At 61.5% G+C, this 18,052-nt stretch carries 17 protein-coding genes and 1 pseudogene; 6 read left to right on the top strand and 12 right to left on the bottom strand.

Translation table 11 applies throughout. The features are described from left to right. Positions 1-11: 11 nt before the first annotated feature. The 6 genes from tgt to coaD all read right to left on the bottom strand — a co-directional run bounded on the left by tgt (position 12) and on the right by coaD (position 4,377). Positions 12-1,145 (bottom strand): tRNA guanosine(34) transglycosylase Tgt, encoded by a 1,134-nt coding sequence (gene tgt / locus AB7951_RS14395; RefSeq protein WP_120289859.1) that lies wholly within the window; start codon positions 1,143-1,145, stop codon positions 12-14. After that, the gene (gene queA / locus AB7951_RS14400) at positions 1,142-2,224 is read right to left on the bottom strand and encodes a tRNA preQ1(34) S-adenosylmethionine ribosyltransferase-isomerase QueA (RefSeq protein ID WP_120289861.1); all 1,083 of its coding nucleotides are present in this window, start codon (positions 2,222-2,224) and stop codon (positions 1,142-1,144) included. The genes tgt and queA overlap by 4 nt, the downstream gene beginning before the upstream one ends. Before the next feature lie 152 nt (positions 2,225-2,376). After that, on the bottom strand, positions 2,377-2,844 hold the full coding sequence (locus tag AB7951_RS14405) for a peptidylprolyl isomerase (protein WP_089264447.1): 468 nt from the start codon (positions 2,842-2,844) through the stop codon (positions 2,377-2,379). Then, positions 2,820-3,263: a hypothetical protein gene (locus AB7951_RS14410; RefSeq protein ID WP_120290341.1), complete on the bottom strand. Its 444-nt coding sequence runs from the start codon at positions 3,261-3,263 to the stop codon at positions 2,820-2,822. Before AB7951_RS14410 ends, AB7951_RS14405 begins: the two co-directional genes overlap by 25 nt. A 5-nt stretch (positions 3,264-3,268) precedes the next feature. Further along, positions 3,269-3,838 (bottom strand): peptidylprolyl isomerase, encoded by a 570-nt coding sequence (locus tag AB7951_RS14415; protein WP_089264448.1) that lies wholly within the window; start codon positions 3,836-3,838, stop codon positions 3,269-3,271. Positions 3,839-3,879: 41 nt separating this feature from the next. Continuing rightward, the gene (gene coaD, locus AB7951_RS14420; protein WP_089264449.1) at positions 3,880-4,377 is read right to left on the bottom strand and encodes a pantetheine-phosphate adenylyltransferase; all 498 of its coding nucleotides are present in this window, start codon (positions 4,375-4,377) and stop codon (positions 3,880-3,882) included. Positions 4,378-4,702: 325 nt separating this feature from the next. Between coaD and AB7951_RS14425 the strand changes: the two genes are divergently transcribed. Both AB7951_RS14425 and AB7951_RS14430 read left to right on the top strand, forming a co-directional pair. Further along, on the top strand, positions 4,703-4,960 hold the full coding sequence (locus AB7951_RS14425) for a hypothetical protein (RefSeq protein ID WP_068730768.1): 258 nt from the start codon (positions 4,703-4,705) through the stop codon (positions 4,958-4,960). Positions 4,961-5,171: 211 nt separating this feature from the next. Further along, positions 5,172-7,079 carry a KUP/HAK/KT family potassium transporter gene (locus AB7951_RS14430; protein WP_120289863.1) on the top strand — a complete coding sequence of 636 codons (1,908 nt, stop codon included), beginning with the start codon at positions 5,172-5,174 and terminating at the stop codon, positions 7,077-7,079. A gap of 80 nt (positions 7,080-7,159) precedes the next feature. Here AB7951_RS14430 and AB7951_RS14435 read toward each other — a convergent pair whose 3' ends face one another. Further along, the gene (locus tag AB7951_RS14435) at positions 7,160-8,053 is read right to left on the bottom strand and encodes a LysR family transcriptional regulator (RefSeq protein WP_120289865.1); all 894 of its coding nucleotides are present in this window, start codon (positions 8,051-8,053) and stop codon (positions 7,160-7,162) included. 152 nt (positions 8,054-8,205) lie between these two features. On the opposite strand from AB7951_RS14435, the gene AB7951_RS14440 reads away from it, so the two are divergent. Continuing rightward, positions 8,206-8,862: a hydrolase gene (locus AB7951_RS14440; RefSeq protein ID WP_120289867.1), complete on the top strand. Its 657-nt coding sequence runs from the start codon at positions 8,206-8,208 to the stop codon at positions 8,860-8,862. A 145-nt stretch (positions 8,863-9,007) separates the two neighbouring features. On the opposite strand, the gene gyrA is transcribed toward AB7951_RS14440, so the two are convergent. The 4 genes and pseudogenes from gyrA to AB7951_RS14460 form a co-directional block, all read right to left on the bottom strand. Beyond that, positions 9,008-11,779, bottom strand: a complete 2,772-nt coding sequence (gene gyrA, locus AB7951_RS14445) for a DNA gyrase subunit A (RefSeq protein ID WP_120289869.1) — start codon at positions 11,777-11,779, stop codon at positions 9,008-9,010. A gap of 205 nt (positions 11,780-11,984) precedes the next feature. Next, positions 11,985-12,389: a DUF2306 domain-containing protein gene (locus AB7951_RS14450; protein WP_120289871.1), complete on the bottom strand. Its 405-nt coding sequence runs from the start codon at positions 12,387-12,389 to the stop codon at positions 11,985-11,987. 293 nt (positions 12,390-12,682) lie between these two features. Continuing rightward, positions 12,683-12,852, bottom strand: a pseudogene (locus AB7951_RS14455) (IS256 family transposase); the annotation flags it as partial. Between the two features lie 113 nt (positions 12,853-12,965). Next, positions 12,966-13,790 (bottom strand): sulfate adenylyltransferase, encoded by an 825-nt coding sequence (locus tag AB7951_RS14460; RefSeq protein WP_244628505.1) that lies wholly within the window; start codon positions 13,788-13,790, stop codon positions 12,966-12,968. A 228-nt stretch (positions 13,791-14,018) separates the two neighbouring features. On the opposite strand from AB7951_RS14460, the gene AB7951_RS14465 reads away from it, so the two are divergent. Then, the gene (locus AB7951_RS14465) at positions 14,019-14,816 is read left to right on the top strand and encodes a class I SAM-dependent methyltransferase (protein ID WP_120289873.1); all 798 of its coding nucleotides are present in this window, start codon (positions 14,019-14,021) and stop codon (positions 14,814-14,816) included. A gap of 374 nt (positions 14,817-15,190) precedes the next feature. Here the strand turns inward: AB7951_RS14465 and AB7951_RS14470 are convergent, their stop codons facing one another. Then, a complete protein-coding gene (locus tag AB7951_RS14470) occupies positions 15,191-15,700 on the bottom strand; it encodes a single-stranded DNA-binding protein (protein WP_092142634.1) in 510 nt (169 codons plus the stop codon). 465 nt (positions 15,701-16,165) lie between these two features. Between AB7951_RS14470 and AB7951_RS14475 the strand changes: the two genes are divergently transcribed. After that, a complete protein-coding gene (locus AB7951_RS14475; protein ID WP_120289875.1) occupies positions 16,166-16,897 on the top strand; it encodes an outer membrane protein in 732 nt (243 codons plus the stop codon). A 250-nt stretch (positions 16,898-17,147) separates the two neighbouring features. After that, on the top strand, positions 17,148-17,906 hold the full coding sequence (locus tag AB7951_RS14480; RefSeq protein ID WP_120289877.1) for an outer membrane beta-barrel protein: 759 nt from the start codon (positions 17,148-17,150) through the stop codon (positions 17,904-17,906). The last annotated feature ends 146 nt before the right edge of the window (positions 17,907-18,052 follow it).

Here is an 18,052-nt window from a genome sequence, read left to right on the forward strand (position 1 = left end):
TTGACCTCCGGTTACCGCGGCGGAATGTCGCCGCGTGCCCAGCCCTCGCGCGTATGCGCCCGAAACTCTTCGAACGTTCCGGCCTCGATGGCTGCGCGGATGCCCTGCATCAGGCTCTGGTAATAGGCGATGTTGATTTCCGACAGCAGCATCGCGCCGAGGGTCTCACCTGATCGCACCAGATGATGCAGATAGGCGCGCGAATAGTCTCGCGCGGCCGGCCAGGTGCTCTCTTCGTCCAGCGGCCGCGGATCGTCCTGATGCCGCGCATTGCGCATATTGATCTGGCCGTGGCGTGTGAAGGCCATGCCGTGGCGGCCGTTACGGGTCGGCATCACGCAGTCGAACATGTCGACGCCGCGCGCCACTGCTTCCAGCATATCATCCGGCGTGCCGACGCCCATCAGATAGCGCGGCCGATCCGAGGGGAGGATCGGAACCACTTCCTCGATCATCGCCAGCATCACGGCCTGCGGCTCGCCGACGGCGAGGCCGCCGATCGCGTATCCATGAAAGCCGATATCGATTAGCCCCTGTGCGCTGGCGCGGCGCAGTTCCGGCACATCGCCCCCCTGCGCGATGCCGAACAGCATGTAACCGTCAGGCGCCGTCTCGAAGGCGCGCTTGCAGCGCTCGGCCCAGCGCAGCGATAGCTGCATGGCGCGGTCGATATCGGCATGTTCCGCTGGCAGCCGCACGCATTCGTCGAGCTGCATCGCGATGTCCGAATTTAGCAGCCGCTGGATCTCGATGGCCCGCTCCGGCGTCAATTCGAACTTCGCGCCATCGATATGCGAGCGGAACGTGACGCCCTGCTCCGTCACCTTGCGCAGCTGCGCCAGCGACATCACCTGGAAGCCGCCGGAGTCGGTCAGCATCGGACCGTTCCAGGTCGTGAATTTCTGCAGGCCGCCGAACGACGCGACGCGTTCGGCGCCGGGACGCAGCATCAGGTGGTAGGTATTGCCGAGCACAATATCGGCACCGGCATCGCGCACGTCGCGCCAGTGCAGGCTCTTCATCGCACCGAGGGTGCCCACCGGCATGAAGGCCGGTGTGCGCACCACGCCATGCGGCGTCGTCAGCTGGCCCCTGCGTGCCGTGCCGTCAGTGCGCAGCAGTTCGAAATGATTGGCGACGGTCATTGATTGCGTGTGTCCCGAAACAGCAGACTGGCGTCGCCGTATGAATAGAAACGATAGCCGGTCGCGATGGCATGGGCATAGGCCTGCTTCATCGTATCCATGCCGGCAAAGGCAGAGACCAGCATGAACAGCGTCGAACGCGGCAGATGGAAATTCGTGAGCATGATATCGACGGCGCGGAAACGATAGCCGGGCGTGATGAAGATCGCAGTCTCGTCAGCGAACGGATGAATAACGCCGTCCTCGGACGTTGCGCTTTCCAGCAAACGCATTGAGGTCGTGCCGACGGCAACAACGCGTCCGCCGGCCGCATGCGCTGCGTTCAGCGCATCCGCCGTTGCGCGCGAGATCGTACCCCACTCCGCATGCATCTTGTGCTCTGCGGTGTCGTCGACCTTCACCGGCAGGAACGTCCCTGCTCCGACATGCAGCGTGATGCGATGCAGGCCGACGCCCCGCGCCTTCAGAGCGGCTTCCAGTGCCGGCGTGAAATGCAATCCCGCCGTCGGTGCGGCGACGGCGCCGTCATTGGCGGCGAACATGGTTTGATAGTCAGCCGTATCACGCTCGTCCGGAGCGCGCTTTCCGGCGATGTAAGGCGGCAGCGGCGGCGCGCCGAGTTCGGCAATCGCCTGATCCAGCGCCGGGCCGTGAAACGAGAAAGAGAAGATGATTTCGCCGGCATCGCCCTTGTGCTCGACTTGCGCGTCGAGATGACCGAGCAGGCAGACACGGCCTTCATTGCCGAAGCGAACCGTGTCGCCTTCGGTCAGCTTCTTGGCGGGCCGCACCAGCGCCTGCCAGCGCGAACCGTCGAGCCGCTTGATCAGCGTGGCGTCAATCTTCGGTTCGGTGTCACGGCCGATGCGGCGGCCGCTGAGCTGCGCCGAGATCACCCTGGTGTCGTTGACGACCAGCTGATCGCCGGGCTTCAGCCAGGTCGGCAGATCCGAGACGACATGATCCTGCACGCCAATACCCGGCTGAACGACAAGTAGCCGCGCGGCGTCGCGCGGGCTGGCAGGCCGCAGCGCGATGTTCTCGGCCGGAAGTTCGAAATCGAAGATATCGGTACGCATGGGTTTGTAGTTATTCCCACTCCGTCATGGCCGGGCTTGTCCCGGCCATCCACGCCTTGGTGTTGATGCCTATAAAACGAGGATGCCCGGGACAACTAGCGAAGTTCGCTTCGCGCTGCCCGGGCATGACGAACGTGAGGGAGGAGCTTAACTTAGGCAGCCGCGTCGGCGGCCATATGCGCCTTGACGATCTTGTCGGGGTTCTGCACCGGCTCGCCGCGCTTGATCTTGTCGACGTTCTCCATGCCTTCGGTGACCTTGCCCCAGACAGTGTACTGCTTGTTGAGGAACGACGCGTCGTCGAAGCAGATGAAGAACTGGCTGTCTCCGGAATCCGGGCTGGCCGCGCGCGCCATCGACAGCGTGCCGCGCACATGCGGCTCGTTATTGAATTCGGCCTTCAGCTTCTTGCCCGAACCGCCGGTGCCGGTGCCCTGCGGACAGCCGGTCTGCGCCATGAAGCCGTCGATGACGCGGTGGAAGACGATACCGTCGTAGAAGCCTTCGCGCACGAGCTCCTTGATACGGGCGACATGGCCCGGTGCCAGATCCGGGCGCATCTCGATGGTGACGGGACCCTGGGTGGTTTCAAGGATCAAAGTATTCTCGGTAACAGCCATGCTCGTCTCTCTACTGGTTTGGGTTGGTTTCGGCGGTCGTCAAACCGCACTCGGAAGGGGCGTCCAGCGACCGCGTCGCCCAGGCCCCCGGTAAATGGCATCGGCGTGCAATGTTGCAATGTCTCCATCACAGCCGTTCGGTAAGCAACGCTGTCGGCCTCGGAGGCATCCGGCGTCTCGAAGGTAATTCGCGGCCTTCCGAGAAGTTCACCGGATCGCTTGAAGCTGAACAGTACCGTGATCTCCATGCCCGGATGGCCGCGCGGCAAGGCGGGCGGATGCCAGCACGCTTTCAGCCTTCCGAACATGCCCTCCAGCGTACTCACGGCGTCAGACTGAGCCGATGCCGGATGCGCCTGAAGGACGCCAGACAGCAATAATGCCGCGAGCAGAGCAATCACCCTGCATCGCGGCATCATGATGCTCACTTGATGTCGGAAGCGACCTGAACCTTGACCATCTTGTCAGGGTCGGTCACGGCGCCGCTGGCCGAACCGGGAGGCGCCTTCTTGAGCTTGTCGACGACGTCCATGCCGGCGACGACGTCGCCAACCACGGTGTATTTGCCGTTCAGCGACGAGCCCTCCGCGAACATGATGAAGAACTGCGAATTGGCCGAATCCGGATCGCCGGCACGTGCCATGCCAACAACGCCGCGCTTGTACGGCACCTGCGAGAATTCGGCCTTCAGGTTCGGATACTTCGATCCGCCGGTGCCGTTGAAGTTCTTGCCATCGCCGGTCTGCGCCATGAAGCCGTCCATCACGCGGTGGAACGGTACGTTGTTGTAGTAGCCTTCGCGGGCGAGCAGCTTGATGCGCTCGGCGTGCTGCGGGGCGATATCGGTGCGCAGCTTGATGATGATCCGGCCCTTGGTCGTGTCGATCACGACCGAATTGGCCTTGTCGAGGCCAGCCGGAAGGGCTGCCGGAGCCTGCGCGAAAGCGGGAGCCGCGAACATCAGCGCGGCAGCAAGTGCGACTATACGGATCATGGAAACTCCGGATCAGAGAAAGCCGGTCAGCCGGCGTTTGATTAAGCGGCGAATTTGGACTTGAGGCTCTTGGCAACCGCGTCCGGGACGAAAGCCGAAACGTCGCCGCCCATGGCGGCGATTTGCCGGACCAGTGTGGCGGTGATCGGGCGGACACTCACCGAGGCCGGAAGAAATACCGTCTGCACATCCGGCGCCATAGTCTCGTTCATGCCGACGATCTGCATCTCGTAATCGAGATCGGTGCCGTCGCGCAGCCCACGGATCATGATGGTCGCACCGATCTGTTGCGCCAGTGTGGTGGTGAGATTGTCATAGGTCGTGCAGTCGAATTCGCAGCCGGCGGCTGAGGCCAGCGGTCCGAACACCTGCTTCACCATCTCCAGCCGCTCGTCCGTCGAGAACAGCGGCTTCTTGCCAGGGTGAACGCCGATCGCGACCACGAGCTTGTCGCACAGGCCAACGGCATGGCGGACCACGTCGAGATGGCCATTGGTGACGGGATCGAATGAACCGGGATAGAGCGCGATACGAGGCATTCCCCCTCCTACCCCGCCCCCGTTCGGGCCGCAAGCCGACTTGGTTCCGTCCGCTACGGCCGAACGGCCGATGTTTATTTTCCGGCCGGGCTCGAACCGGAAGGCAAGTCAGCGCGTCTACTGGGTACGCAGCGACGATGCTGAAAACACTGGGCTTTCCAGCTTCATATGTCGTCACACGCGTTCGGATGAAACACAAACCGGGCCGGATGAAACCACTTTGCCCGGACACGACAACTTCCTGAAACCGGGCCTGATTAATCAGGCAAGCACAGGAAGCGACAAACAAACCGGGCCAAAACGGCCCGAATGACAGGGGACCGTCATGATCAAGGCTCTTTCAGCAGTTGCCGTCGCAGCATTCATTGCAGCCGCCCTCACCGTTCTCCCGGGCTTTGCCCCGAAGGTCGAGGCGTCGGTGCCGGTGGCGCTCGCCAAGGCCGACCGTCTGGATATCCGTGCCGTGGGCCGCGGTTGCTCGGAACAGGCCTGGCCGAATTTCGAGGCCTCCTGCCTGCGCAACGCCGCTACCAAGACCGTCACCATCCGCGAAGCCCGCCTGGTGACCACCGAGCGTCGCTAGGCGGAAAGGAATACCGCGCCCCGGCCAGAGCCGGGGCTGTCCTGATATTCAATCTGGACAACCACGATCCACTCCCCGAACCCGCATGACGCATAGTTCAGTGAAATTCTCGCGATACCTACTTCAACTAATTTCATAGTAATTCGCGACGCAACGTCGCAGACTGCCGGTCAAGCGCAATTGTCAAGCGCGAGTCCCGTGAGGGCTGCCAGTGACCGCCATCCCAGCCGCATCGCCAGGCCACTCTGGCGGACTTCCTCTCACGGCAACGATCGGCGCGCTCGGTGTCGTCTACGGCGACATTGGCACCAGCCCCCTCTACGCACTGAAGGAAGCCGTAAAGGCGGCGGCCCATGGCGGGCCTCTCACGTCCGAAGCAACGCTCGGCGTGGTGTCGCTGATCCTCTGGGCGTTGATCCTGATTATCTCCCTGAAATACGCACTTCTAATTCTGCGCGCCGACAATCGCGGCGAAGGCGGCATCGTCGCCCTGCTGGCACTGCTCCACGCGCGCAACGCAGAGCCGGGCACATGGCGCATACATTTGCTGGTCGTCGGTCTCGTCGGTGCCGCCCTGCTCTATGGTGACGGCGCCATCACGCCGGCGATATCGGTTCTGTCAGCCATTGAAGGCCTGAAGGTCGATGCACCGTCGCTGGCGCCGGCCGTGGTGCCGCTCACCGTCATCATTCTGATCGGGCTGTTTCTGATGCAGAGCAAGGGCACCGGTTTCATCGGCGGCATCTTCGGGCCGGTGATGCTGGGCTGGTTTGCCGTGCTCGCGCTGCTCGGCATCCATGGCATCGTGCAATCGCCCGGCGTGCTCGCTGCTGTCAGTCCGCTCTATGCCTTCGAATTCCTGATCCATCAGGACTTCCACATCAGCTTTGCCATTCTCGGCGCCGCCTTCCTAGCCGTGACCGGCGGTGAAGCAATGTATGCCGATATGGGTCATTTCGGACGGATTCCCATCCGGCTTGCATGGTTTGCCATAGCCCTGCCGGCGCTGGTGCTGAACTATTTCGGCCAGGCGGGACTGCTGATCGCCGACCCTACCGCCATCAACAACCCGTTCTATCAACTGGCGCCGGACTGGCTGCACTACCCGCTGGTGGCCTTTGCGACCGTCGCGACGGTGATCGCATCGCAGGCTATCATTTCCGGTGTGTTCTCGCTGACGCAGCAATCGATCCAGCTCGGCTTCCTGCCGCGGATGCAGATCCGGCACACCACCAGCCACGCCATGGGTCAGATCTATGTGCCGCTGGTGAACTGGCTGCTGGCGGCGGCGACGCTGGCCGCCGTGCTCAGCTTCGGCACATCCGACGCCTTGGCAGGCGCCTATGGCATCGCCGTATCGCTGCTGATGGCGATCACCACGCTGCTCGCGGCATTGGTCGCGCTGCAATGGGGCTATCCGCCGCTTCTCGTCGTGACGGTGAATGGCTTCTTCTTCATCATCGATTGCATCTTCTTCGCCGCCAATTCCACGAAGCTGTTCGAAGGCGGCTGGTTTCCGCTCATCTTGGCGGCTGCTGTGGCGTTCCTGATGCTGACATGGCGCAGCGGTGTCAAACTCGTCGAAAGCGCACGGGCCAAGCTGCGTCAGCCCGAAGAAGACCTGATCGAGACAGCCGTCAGTCGCTGCCATGCGCGGCTGAATGGCACCGCGGCGTTCCTTGCATCCACGCCGAATGGCGTGCCGCTGGCTCTGACGCAATTCGTCAAGCACAACCACGTTCTGCATCAGCGCGTCATTCTGGTGACCGTGCAGATCTCCGAAGTGCCGCGCGTCCCGGATGCCGATCGCGCCGAGATCATCGAAGTGATCGAAGGCATCACGCGCGTCATCCTGCATTATGGCTTCATGCAATATCCGACGATTTCCGATGGACTGAGTCTGGCGTGCGAGCAGGGCAAGCTACCCGGCATCGATCTCGCCGACATCACCTATTATATCGGCCGCGAGACCATCATCCCCAGCGACAAGGTCGCCGGCATGGCGGTGTGGCGCGAAACCGTATTCGCGTTCCTGCAGCGGAACGCCGAACGCTCAGCTGCTTTCTTCGACGTCCCGACCAGACAGGTCGTCGAGTTCGGCACCGAAATCGAGATTTAAGCCGCGCGCGACTTAAGCCTCGGCCGGTCGCGACTGCTCACAGCAGGCCTGGCCGAACGTCGAGGCCTCCTGTCTGCGTTCTAGCGATCCACGCCCGCAAGGCGCGGAGCCTCTGCGAAACACGTGATGAGCATTTCGGTGAGGACTCGCACCTTTCGAGGGGGATGCTGACTTGGCGGGCGGATGACATAGACACCTGCCGGTGGCGACGGATGGCGTGTCATGACCGGAACAAGCGCGCCGGAGGCGACATCGTCATGGGTGATGCCATCGGGGAGCCAAGCGATGCCCAGTCCTGCCAATGCTGCGGCGCGGAGAGCCGTGCCGTTATCAGCTTTGAAGCGCCCTTGCGGGCGCACCGTGATTGTCTTGTCGCCGTCCATGAATTGCCAGGCTTCTGTGCCCTGCATGAGAGCCTGATGCGCGACGAGTTCGTCCGGCGTCTCGGGGGAACCATGCGCTGCGATATAGTCCGGGCTGGCGACCAGTTTTCCATAGATAGGCCCGACGTGTCGCGCGATCAGGTTGGAGTCCGGAAGATAACCAACCCGGATCGCGCAATCGAAACCTTCGGCGATGAGATCAACGAAGCGATCACTGTAGACGCTATGGATGTGGAGCTGCGGGTGCCGTCGCGCCATGTCCGCAAGCACGGGAGCTAAGTGCGTTGGGCCGAAAGTAAGCGGCACCGCGATGCGCAAGCGGCCGCAAAGCTCGCCATCAGGCAGGAGCAACTCCCTGGCCGCGTCGATCTCGGCGCAAGCACGCGCTGCATGGTCGCGAAACGCGACCCCCGCTTCGGTGAGCGCAGCGCCGCGCGTGGTTCGTGCGAGAAGCTGCACGCCAAGTTCCGCTTCAATGCGAGCAAGCTGCCGACTGACGATCGACTTGGAGACGCTGAGCCGACGCGCAGCGGGCGAAACGCCCCCGGCATCGGCAACTTCCACGAATGTCCGCAGCTCTTCGATGTCCATTCAGCGTTCCCCGTTTCGCGACACAGCTTGGCACGGGAGGGCACTACCCCATTACGCCGAGGAACGGCAATACCGCGCCCAGACGGTGCCGCTGTCGTCACACGTCTCCCGGCAAACCAACCTCACCCGTAACGGCAGCAGAGGATGTATTCATGACCTTTCGTAATGGCCTTGCGTCGCTCCTTCGTCCCGAAGACTCGGTCCTCATTCTGATCGACCACCAGCCCTACCAGCTCGCCAACGTGAACAGCCATGAACCGCAGATGGTGATCAACAATACGGCGGGCCTGGCGAAGGCCGCCAAGGCGTTCGGCGTTCCCACCATCCTGACCTCGGTGCTCGCCGAGCGTGGCGGTCTCTTATTCCCTCAGATCACCGACGTGTTCCCCGGCCAGGAGGTGATCGACCGGACCTTTATCAACACCTGGGAAGACCCGAAAGCGGTGGATGCCGTCAAGGCAACGGGCCGCAAGCAATTGATCATCGCGGGCCTGTGGACTGAGATCTGCGTCGCGATGCCGACGATCCAGGCCCTCGGCGAGGGCTGGGACGTAACGGTCGTCACCGATGCCTCGGGCGCCGTTTCGGTCGAGGCCCATCAGGTCGCCATCCAGCGCATGATCGCGGCCGGCGCCAACATGATGACCTGGCTGGCAGTGGCGGCCGAATGGCAGCGCGACTGGGCGCGGGCTGAGAGCGCCGCCAAGCTAACGGAAGTGATGACGCAGCATGCAGGCGGCAGCGGCATTGCGTATCTGTGGGAGCAACAGCTGCTCAATACGCCGGTGCCGAAGAGCGCAGGCGCATAGCGCCGAAAAGCCCCTTTCGACCGAGCAAGCGCGAGGTGTTGGGTTCTCGCTTCGCTCAACCCATCCCGCACATCACATACATAAAAGAAAAACCCGCGGCATGACCGCGGGTTTTTTATCAACGTGCCAGCCGCTGCGGAGAGCCTCAGCCTTCCGCCACCGGCGCACCGTTGCCATTCTCGCCCTCTTCGCCCTCGCCCGCCTCGCCGATATGCTCGACCGACACGACGTGCTCGTCGTCAGCCGTGTTGAACACGATGACGCCCTGGGTCGAACGGCCCGCAATGCGGATACCTTCCACCGGGCAGCGGATGAGCTGGCCCTTGTCGGTGACCAGCATGATCTGGTCGCTGTCCTCGACCGGGAACGAAGCGATCAGTTTGCCATTACGGTTGTTGACCGACATCGCGACGATGCCCTTACCGCCGCGGCCGGTGGTGCGGTACTCGAACGACGAGGTCCGCTTGCCGTAGCCGTTCTCGCTGATGGTCAGCACGAACTGCTCACTGGCCGACATCTCGACATAGCGCTGCTCGCCGAGCTCGATGGCGCCGGTCGCCTCTTCGGTCTCTACAGCCGCTGCCGCTTCGTCCGCGACATCGGCACGCTCCTCGGCGCCGCCGCGACGTACCGCATTGGCACGGCGCAGATAGGCAGCGCGCTCATCGGAATTGGCCTCGAGGTGGCGCAGGATGGTGAGCGAGATCAGCTTGTCGCCGTCCGCCAGAGAGATACCGCGAACGCCCATCGAGCTGCGGCCCTGGAACACGCGAACGTCTGTCACCGGGAAACGGATGCACTGGCCGCCGGCCGCTGTCAGCAGCACGTCGTCATGTTCGGTGGCGATCTGCACATCGACGATCGCTTCGCCCTCATCGAGCTTCATGGCGATGATGCCGGAGCGCCTGACATCGACGAAGTCAGAGAGCTTGTTGCGGCGGACATTGCCGCCGGTGGTCGCGAACATCACGTCGAGATCGTTCCACGTCGCCTCGTCCTCAGGCAGCGGCATGATCGTGGTGATGCGCTCACCCTGCTCCAGCGGCAGGATGTTGATCATCGCCTTGCCGCGGCCGTTTGGCGGCGCGATCGGCAGACGCCAGACCTTTTCCTTATAGACCTGGCCGCGCGACGAGAAGAACAGCACGGGCGTATGGGTCGAGGCGACGAACAGACGCGAGACGAAATCCTCGTCGCGCGTCGCCATGCCGGAGCGGCCCTTGCCGCCGCGGCGCTGCGCCCGATAGGTCGAAAGCGGCACGCGCTTGACGTAGCCATGATGCGACACCGTCACCACCATGTCTTCGCGCTGGATCAGGTCTTCGTCTTCGACCTCGCCCTCTTGCTCCATGATGACGGTCTTGCGCGGCGTCGCGAATTCCGACTTCACCGCACCGAGCTCGTCCTTGATGATGCCCTGAACGCGCGCGCGCGAACGCAGGATCTCCAGATAGTCCGCAATCTCGACGGCGAGCTTGTCCAGCTCGTCGGAGATTTCTTCGCGGCCCAGAGCTGTCAAGCGAGCCAGTCGCAGATCGAGAATGGCCTTGGCCTGTTCGAAGGACAGCCGCGCGGTGCCGTCTTCCTCGAGGCGATGACGCGGATCGTCGATCAGCATCATCATCGTCGCCACGTCCTGCGCGGGCCAATGACGCTCCATCAGGATGTCACGTGCGGTGGCGGGATCCGGCGAAGTACGAATGACACGGATGACCTCGTCGATATTCGCCACTGCAATCGCGAGGCCGACGAGGATATGCGCGCGATCGCGCGCCTTGTTGAGCAGGAACTTGGTACGGCGCGTGACGACCTGTTCGCGGAACGCGACGAAGATCGTCAGCAGATCCTTCAGGTTCATCAGCAACGGACGACCGGTGTCGAGCGCCACCATGTTGGCGCCGAAATTGGTCTGCAGCGGCGTGAACTTGTAAAGCTGGTTGAGCACCACCTCCGGCACCGCGTCCCGCTTCAATTCGACGACGACGCGAAAACCGTCGCGGTCGGATTCGTCGCGTAGATCGGAAATGCCTTCGATCTTCTTGTCGCGCACCAGTTCGGCGATGCGCTCCACCATGGTGGCCTTGTTCACCTGGTAGGGAATTTCCGAGACGATGATCGCTTCGCGATCCTTGCGCGTCGGCTCGATCGAGACCTTGCCGCGCATGACGATGGAACCGCGGCCGGTGTGATAGGCCGTACGAATTCCGGCGCGGCCGAGAATGATGCCGCCGGTCGGGAAATCCGGACCTGGGATGATCTTGTTCAGATCGTCAATGGTCAGTGACGGATCATCGATCAACGCGACGCAGGCGTCGATGACTTCGCCGAGATTGTGCGGCGGGATGTTGGTGGCCATGCCGACGGCAATGCCGCCGCCGCCATTCACCAGCAGATTGGGAAACTTCGCGGGCAACACGCGTGGCTCACGGAACGAGCCGTCATAGTTGTCCTGATAGTCGACCGTGTCCTTGTCGAGATCGTCGAGCAGCGACTGCGCGATCTTGGTCAGGCGCGATTCCGTGTATCGCATCGCGGCGGCCTGATCGCCATCTACCGAACCGAAATTGCCCTGACCGTCGATCAGCGGCACGCGCATCGAGAAGTCCTGCGCCATGCGGACCATGGCGTCATAGACCGACTGATCGCCGTGCGGATGATATTTACCGATGACGTCGCCGACGGTTCGCGCCGACTTGCGATATGGCTTGTTCCATTCGAAGCCGTTCTCGTACATCGCGTAGAGAATGCGCCGATGCACAGGCTTCAAGCCGTCGCGCGCATCCGGCAGCGCACGCGCCACGATCACGCTCATGGCGTAATCGAGATACGAACGCTTCATCTCATCGAGGATGGATACGGGACGAATATCCGAGGGGGCCGGTGGCTCCCCAGGCTTCTGGTCTTCAGTGTCGGACAAGGATGATTTCCGGTCAGGTTTTGCTGGGAATCATATAGCGCATCGCGCGGCTTCAAGCCACCCCGCAGACAACGCCCGCGGCTCTATTTTCTTGCTGATTTTTCAAATGCTTACGGGAGCTGTACAGGGCTTGTGAAGTGGCCCCGAATAAGCCAGCCCGAACCCGCCGCATCTTGCGGAAATCCAGCGGCCGTCTTGCAGCAATCTAGCGACCGAACACCACGGTGTGCATGACCCGGCCGGGCACAAGGGTGAACACGCCGGCGATCACCAGGGCGCCGGCGAAGATCGAAATCATGGTGATGGCATGCGCCCTGACGCGGTGCCGGCGTGCGGCGACCACTCCGACCACCAGCATCACCGGCGCGATGATCGACAGCAGGTGGATCGGGCTCCAGTCTCGCCACAGCCGGTAGCTATGGCCATGGATCCCAAACGAGCTGATCGCAACGGTGGCGAGCAGGATCACCCAGATCCAGCCGACCGTTCTGTGTGGCAGCGTGCCCTTGGGCGCGATCAATTGAACGACACCGAGCACGAATGCGACCATGGCCGCAAAAGCATGCAGCGGGATTGGAGCGGCGGCATCAAGCAGCGGCTGCAGCGACATGGTGGCCCTCGCGTTCAGGAGGTAGCGTCAGCTCACCATCGCAGAAATCTTTCCATTGTAAAGATCATATGTCCGCCACGTTGCCGCAGCTAACCGTCCCCTCAAAAAAGCAAAACGCGCTGCGAGCAATCAGCTCACAGCGCGCGATGCAGAAGTTCAGGACGTCCTGACAGCAGATCAGAACTTTAAAGTGCAGGACAAAACGTCAACTAGGTGTGTTAGATCTTGAAATTGTTTCACAATCCGGCTCCTCGAATAGCTGGTTGTAAACTCAGCCTCTCCTAGAGCCCTTAGCCGTTGCCCTGCGCTAGCCGCTCCGGCGTCTTCTCGCCATATCCGGCGCCGGTCAGATTGCCGACCTCCAGCTCCATCAGGCGCTGGGCGGCAAAGCCGATCATCTCGCGCAGCAAATCGGCGTCGGGGTCTTCTCCACAAGGGCGCGAAGGTTCATGTCGTCGGTCATCGGTGGCTCTCCGAGACAGGGGACCGCGCTAGTCGAGGCGACCCAAAGTATCCATGCCTCGCTCCGGGCGGACCGGGGCTCGACCACGCAATGATTCAAATCGTGAGCGAGCGTCAGATGCTGCCACCAGGCCCCCGTGCGAAATGTTGAGATCCATCAAGTTCATAGTTGCCAGCTAATCCAGTGGTTTGGCTTTTATCGCCTTGGTCACCCAGGGCGGCCTCATTGATATGCTCTCCTAGGACTCGCGTGATGACCTTATCGAAATTGAGGGGGTCGGCACCGTTGACTTGTATCAAGGACCATCCGTCCCGGCGCAAGCACTCGCCGATCTCCCTTGAGATATTGGCCTGCTTCAAGCCCCTGTCCACGCCGAGTTCGAACAGGAGGACTTCGATGAGCGGCTGGTGCGCATGCCGATCCGTAAGACGGCGGCGCAATGTTTCCTGCGGCGCATCGAGCTGGACAAGCAGGTCCGGTCGCGGAAGGAACGCTAGGCAGTCACGAACCACGTCAATGCTTGGAGTTCGCGCCAGCAAAACCAGCGCACACAATGCCTGGATCAGGCCCTCTTCAAAAATGAAGTAACCTTCCGATTCCTGCGCTTTACGCCAAGATTCGCACAGTAGAGCGATGTCGACCTTCATGCGCCACGACCATGTGCGGCTTCGTAGCGGGATTGATGCTAGAAGCCGCGCCGCGACACCGTCCTTCGGCAGGGTCGATAGCAAGACAGGACCGGAGGTGGCAATCTTTCTGCCAATACGCCCAATGCCATGGCGCGTCTCCGGGCCGTCATCCTGGGCCGACGCATATTCAATCAGGCGATAACCGTTCACTGTCTTCAGGTTGATGCCTTCTTGCGCCAGCCCCCGGCAGAGGCCGCGAAGAAGTGTGGTCTTGCCTGCACCAGGCGGCCCAAATAACTCGATGATCATGGTGGAATGCCCAGCGCCTCGGAACAAGCTGTCATTTACCTGCAGGTCAGAGCTTAGCCGGATTACAAACCACACCAACGTTCATTTGAATGACTGTTCGGATCCGCGGACTGTCGCCCGTCGACTAGTCGGATCACGCCTGCCGCTCCGTTCCGGCATCGTGCGAATGCATGAAGACGTCGTCCCGACATCGAGGTTAGCGTCGGCGGACTCGAGGGACATATCCTTATGCTCAACGGTGACACGCCCAGCTATCGCGCGAGCCACCAGTCGGTTGATGTCGTTGCCGACTACGTCAGCACCTTCGAGGTGGGCCATTGCGCGGCATTGTGGCGGGACGTCGAACAGCCCTTGCTCGAAAGCATTCTGCGCCGGCTCGGAGGGCCACAGCGAACAAGCCTCGACTTCGCTTGCGGAACCGGACGCATTGCGAAGGTCGCCGCTCGGTTGTTCGGCTCGGTTGTCGGGGTCGATGTGTCAGAAGCGATGCTTTCGGCAGCTTCGGTGCCAGACAACGTGACGCTGCTATGCGTCGACGTCACCAAGGTTCCTCTCGAACAGACATTTGACGTTGCCACCGCATTTCGGTTCTTCTTGAATGCAGAAGACACGCTTAGGCGCGACGCATTGCGGGCGATCTATCGGCATCTTCGCAACGACGGCGTATTGGTGTGCAATATCCAGCTCAATGCAACGTCACCCATCGGGTCGTTCAGTCGTGTCCTGAACTGGGCATATCCGAGCAGACCTCGAAACACCCTGACTTTGTATCAATTTTCAAGCCTGCTGTCGGATGAGGGATTTGAGGTCGTGGAGAGCACGTATTACGGCTATCTCCCGCGACCGGGCCGGTTGTTTCCACATCTCTGCGAGGCGCTGATCGAGCCATTCGAAAAGGCGTGCCGGAGGCTCAAGGTGCCGGGATTATTGGCGGAGAGTTTTATTGTCGCGGCGCGAAAGCGGGAACGCCTGTTTCCTCAGGTGCAGGACCCTCGGCGAATCGTGCAGGCACCAACAACCTCTTGAGGTTCGGGAGCATGATCATCGAGTTCTTTGGCCCGGCAGCCGCAGGAAAGACCACCTTCGCCCACGCGCTGTGCAAGCGGCTCAACGAGCGCGGCCATCATGCGAATGTTGTGCTCAGCTAGCCCAAGGGTCCGGCAGCCCGCTCTCCCTGTCCAAGAGAAGCCCAAACCTCTCGCCGCCCTCCATTACAACGGGCTTTACGCGAATCGGCTGGCAATGCGTTGATTTATCAAACGAAAGCCCCCCTTGTTTACACAAGCGAGGCCCACAGAATCTGATTCGAGTCTCGTCGGCAATCCGGAAGCTGAAAAACGCTAAGTCATTGAAGAAGCGACGAAAGCGTTTTTTAGTTTACACACAGCTCCAACCAACAGTCAGAACGGGATGTCGTCATCCATGTCGCTGCCACGGCCACCACCGCCACCTGCCGGCGCGGCCACGCGGCGCTGCGGCGGAGCGCTCGACTGGCCGCCGCCGAAGCTGTCGCCCATGTCATCGCCGCCGTAACCGCCGCCACCACCCGCGCCGCCGCCCTTGCCGTCGAGCATGGTCAGCGTCGAATTGAAGCCCTGCAGCACGATCTCGGTGGAGTATTTCTCGACACCCTGCGGATCGGTCCATTTGCGGGTCTGCAGCGCGCCTTCGATATAAACCTTGGCGCCCTTCTTCAGATACTGCTCGGCGACCTTGGCGAGACCTTCGCTGAAGATCACGACGCGATGCCACTCGGTCTTTTCCTTGCGCTCGCCGGTGCCCTTGTCGCGCCAGGTATCCGAGGTCGCGACGGTCAGGTTGACGACCGGGTTGCCGTTCTGCATCCGGCGGACTTCTGGATCCTTGCCGAGATTGCCGACCAAAATCACCTTGTTGACGCTACCCGCCATGCCACTCTCCTACGCTCGAACCTGAATTTGCTGATTGGGCGCCGGCGCAGGCCCTGGCCCGCGCGCAAACGCCGCTGATGATGCGACCCTATACGGTCCGCGCTCCCGCGCAGGCCCCCGCGACCGGGTTATCCACGATCTCTTATATGATCGTCGTCCCATATAGCATGTTCCATTTTTGTTCTCAAGAACACCCCTTGGCGAATTGTTGGGCGACGACGAAGTGCCGAGTCGTCGCTGTCGCGTCTGAGTCGAGCAATAGTGGAACCCGAAGGGAACCGCGCCCCGCCAAAATTCATATACCTTTCATTAACTTAGAAACGGCCAAACATCGAAGACGAGTGTGCTATTTGGGTGACGGACTTTTTGGCAGACTTGCGTATATTTCGATCACTGAATTGCATTTGGCGCTTGCGCCGGGACACGAGGCTTCGCCGACGCGAAGCAATTTTGGGGAGAATTCACATGAAGAAGTTTCTTTTGGGCACCGTTGCCTTGATCGCTCTGGGCGCTTCGGTTCCGGCAATGGCTGCTGACTTGGCCGCTCGTCCCTATACCAAGGCTCCGGCTTATGTTCCCGCCCCGATCTACAACTGGACCGGTTTCTACATCGGCGGTCACGTCGGCGGCGCGTTCAACGGTTCGAACGGCTTCGGCGGCACCTCCGACAATTCGGACGGCCGTTTCCTCGGCGGTGTGCAGATCGGCTATGACTACCAGTTCGCTCCGAACTGGGTGTTCGGCATCGAAGGTCAGTACAGCTGGGTTGGTTCGAACAACACCAACGTCGCTTTCGTTCCGGCTGGCGTCACCTACAACCTGAACCAGAAGGGCCTCGCCTCGGTCACCGGTCGCATCGGTTACACCTGGGGTCCGGCACTGCTCTACGTGAAGGGCGGCTACGCTTACTCCGACTACAGCGAATCGCTGGTCACGACCGTTGGCGCCGTTCCGGTGGCTTTCGCAGCTGGCACCAAGCATGACGGTTACACCGTCGGCGCCGGCCTCGAATACCTGTTCACCCAGAACTGGTCGGGCAAGGTTGAGTACCAGTACTACGACTTCGGCAAGACCACTTTCGCTGCTCCGTCGCCCGTTGGCATCGTCGGCCTGTCGTCCCGCAACGACGAGCACACCGTCAAGGCTGGCCTGAACTACCGCTTCAACTGGGGTGGCCCGGTCGTCGCGAAGTACTGAGCTTCGCGCCTGATTTCAGGCTCGTGACTACGGAAAGGCCGGCGGAAACGCCGGCCTTTTTCGTTTGGCTGGAAGCCCGGATTCCGGAGAGATTAAGAGCTAACCCATCGCCTGCGGTCGAATACTACCCACGACTGTAGCGCGCGAATTTTCACGCAACTATTGCGTTTGTTTTTCTCCGTTGCAAGGAAGGCACAGCCTGATCGCCTGAATCGCGCTAGAGTTGAAACACTCACACGGGGAGCATGCCATGAAGAAAATTCTGCTCGCATCCGCCGCCCTCGCTGTTCTCGGCTCGGCAACGTCCGCTTCTGCGGCCGATCTCGCGGTACGGCCCTACACCAAGGCGCCTCCGATGATCGCCGTCGTCTATGACTGGACCGGTTTCTATATCGGCGGCAACGGTGGTTGGGGAACGAGCCGCAAATGCTGGGACACGACCCAGGTTCTCGGTGCCGCACTGGCCTTCAGCGAGGGATGCCATGACGCAAGCGGCGGCACGGCTGGCGGTCAGATCGGCTATCGCTGGCAGAGCGCTGCTTGGGTGTTCGGTCTGGAAGCACAGGGCAACTGGGCAGACTTCAAGGGCTCGAATGTCAGCCAGCTCGTACTCGGTACGACCGGCAACCGGTCCAAGATCGAAGCCTTCGGCCTGTTCACCGGCCAGATCGGTTACGCCTGGAACAACACCCTTCTTTACGTGAAGGGCGGCGCTGCCGTGACGAGCGACAAGTATCAGGGCTACACCGTGGGAACCAATGTCGTATTCGATAACGCCAAGGAAACCCGCTGGGGCGGTACGGTTGGCGTTGGCCTGGAATATGGCTTCACGCCAAACTGGTCCTTCGCGGTCGAATACGACCATCTGTTCATGGAGACCAGCAGCAACAGCTTCACCGCTGTGACACTTCCTGTGACCTCGCGTATCGATCGCATCAGCCAGGACGTCGACGTCGTCACCGCCCGCATCAACTACAAGTGGGGCGGCCCTGTCATCGCCAAGTATTGAGAACTGCGACCGCCTTCCCTCATTCCGACAAACTTAGCCCGGCCTCGCGCCGGGCTTTTTGCTGGCGCCTCGCTCAGACCTGACGCGCTCCCGATTGGCAGTTCACTGGCATGAGCCCGATACCGGAAGACGTGTCCTGCGCAGGC

The organism is Tardiphaga sp. 285_C5_N1_2 (assembly GCF_052076065.1).
GTDB classification, from domain to species: Bacteria; Pseudomonadota; Alphaproteobacteria; order Rhizobiales; family Xanthobacteraceae; genus Tardiphaga; species Tardiphaga robiniae.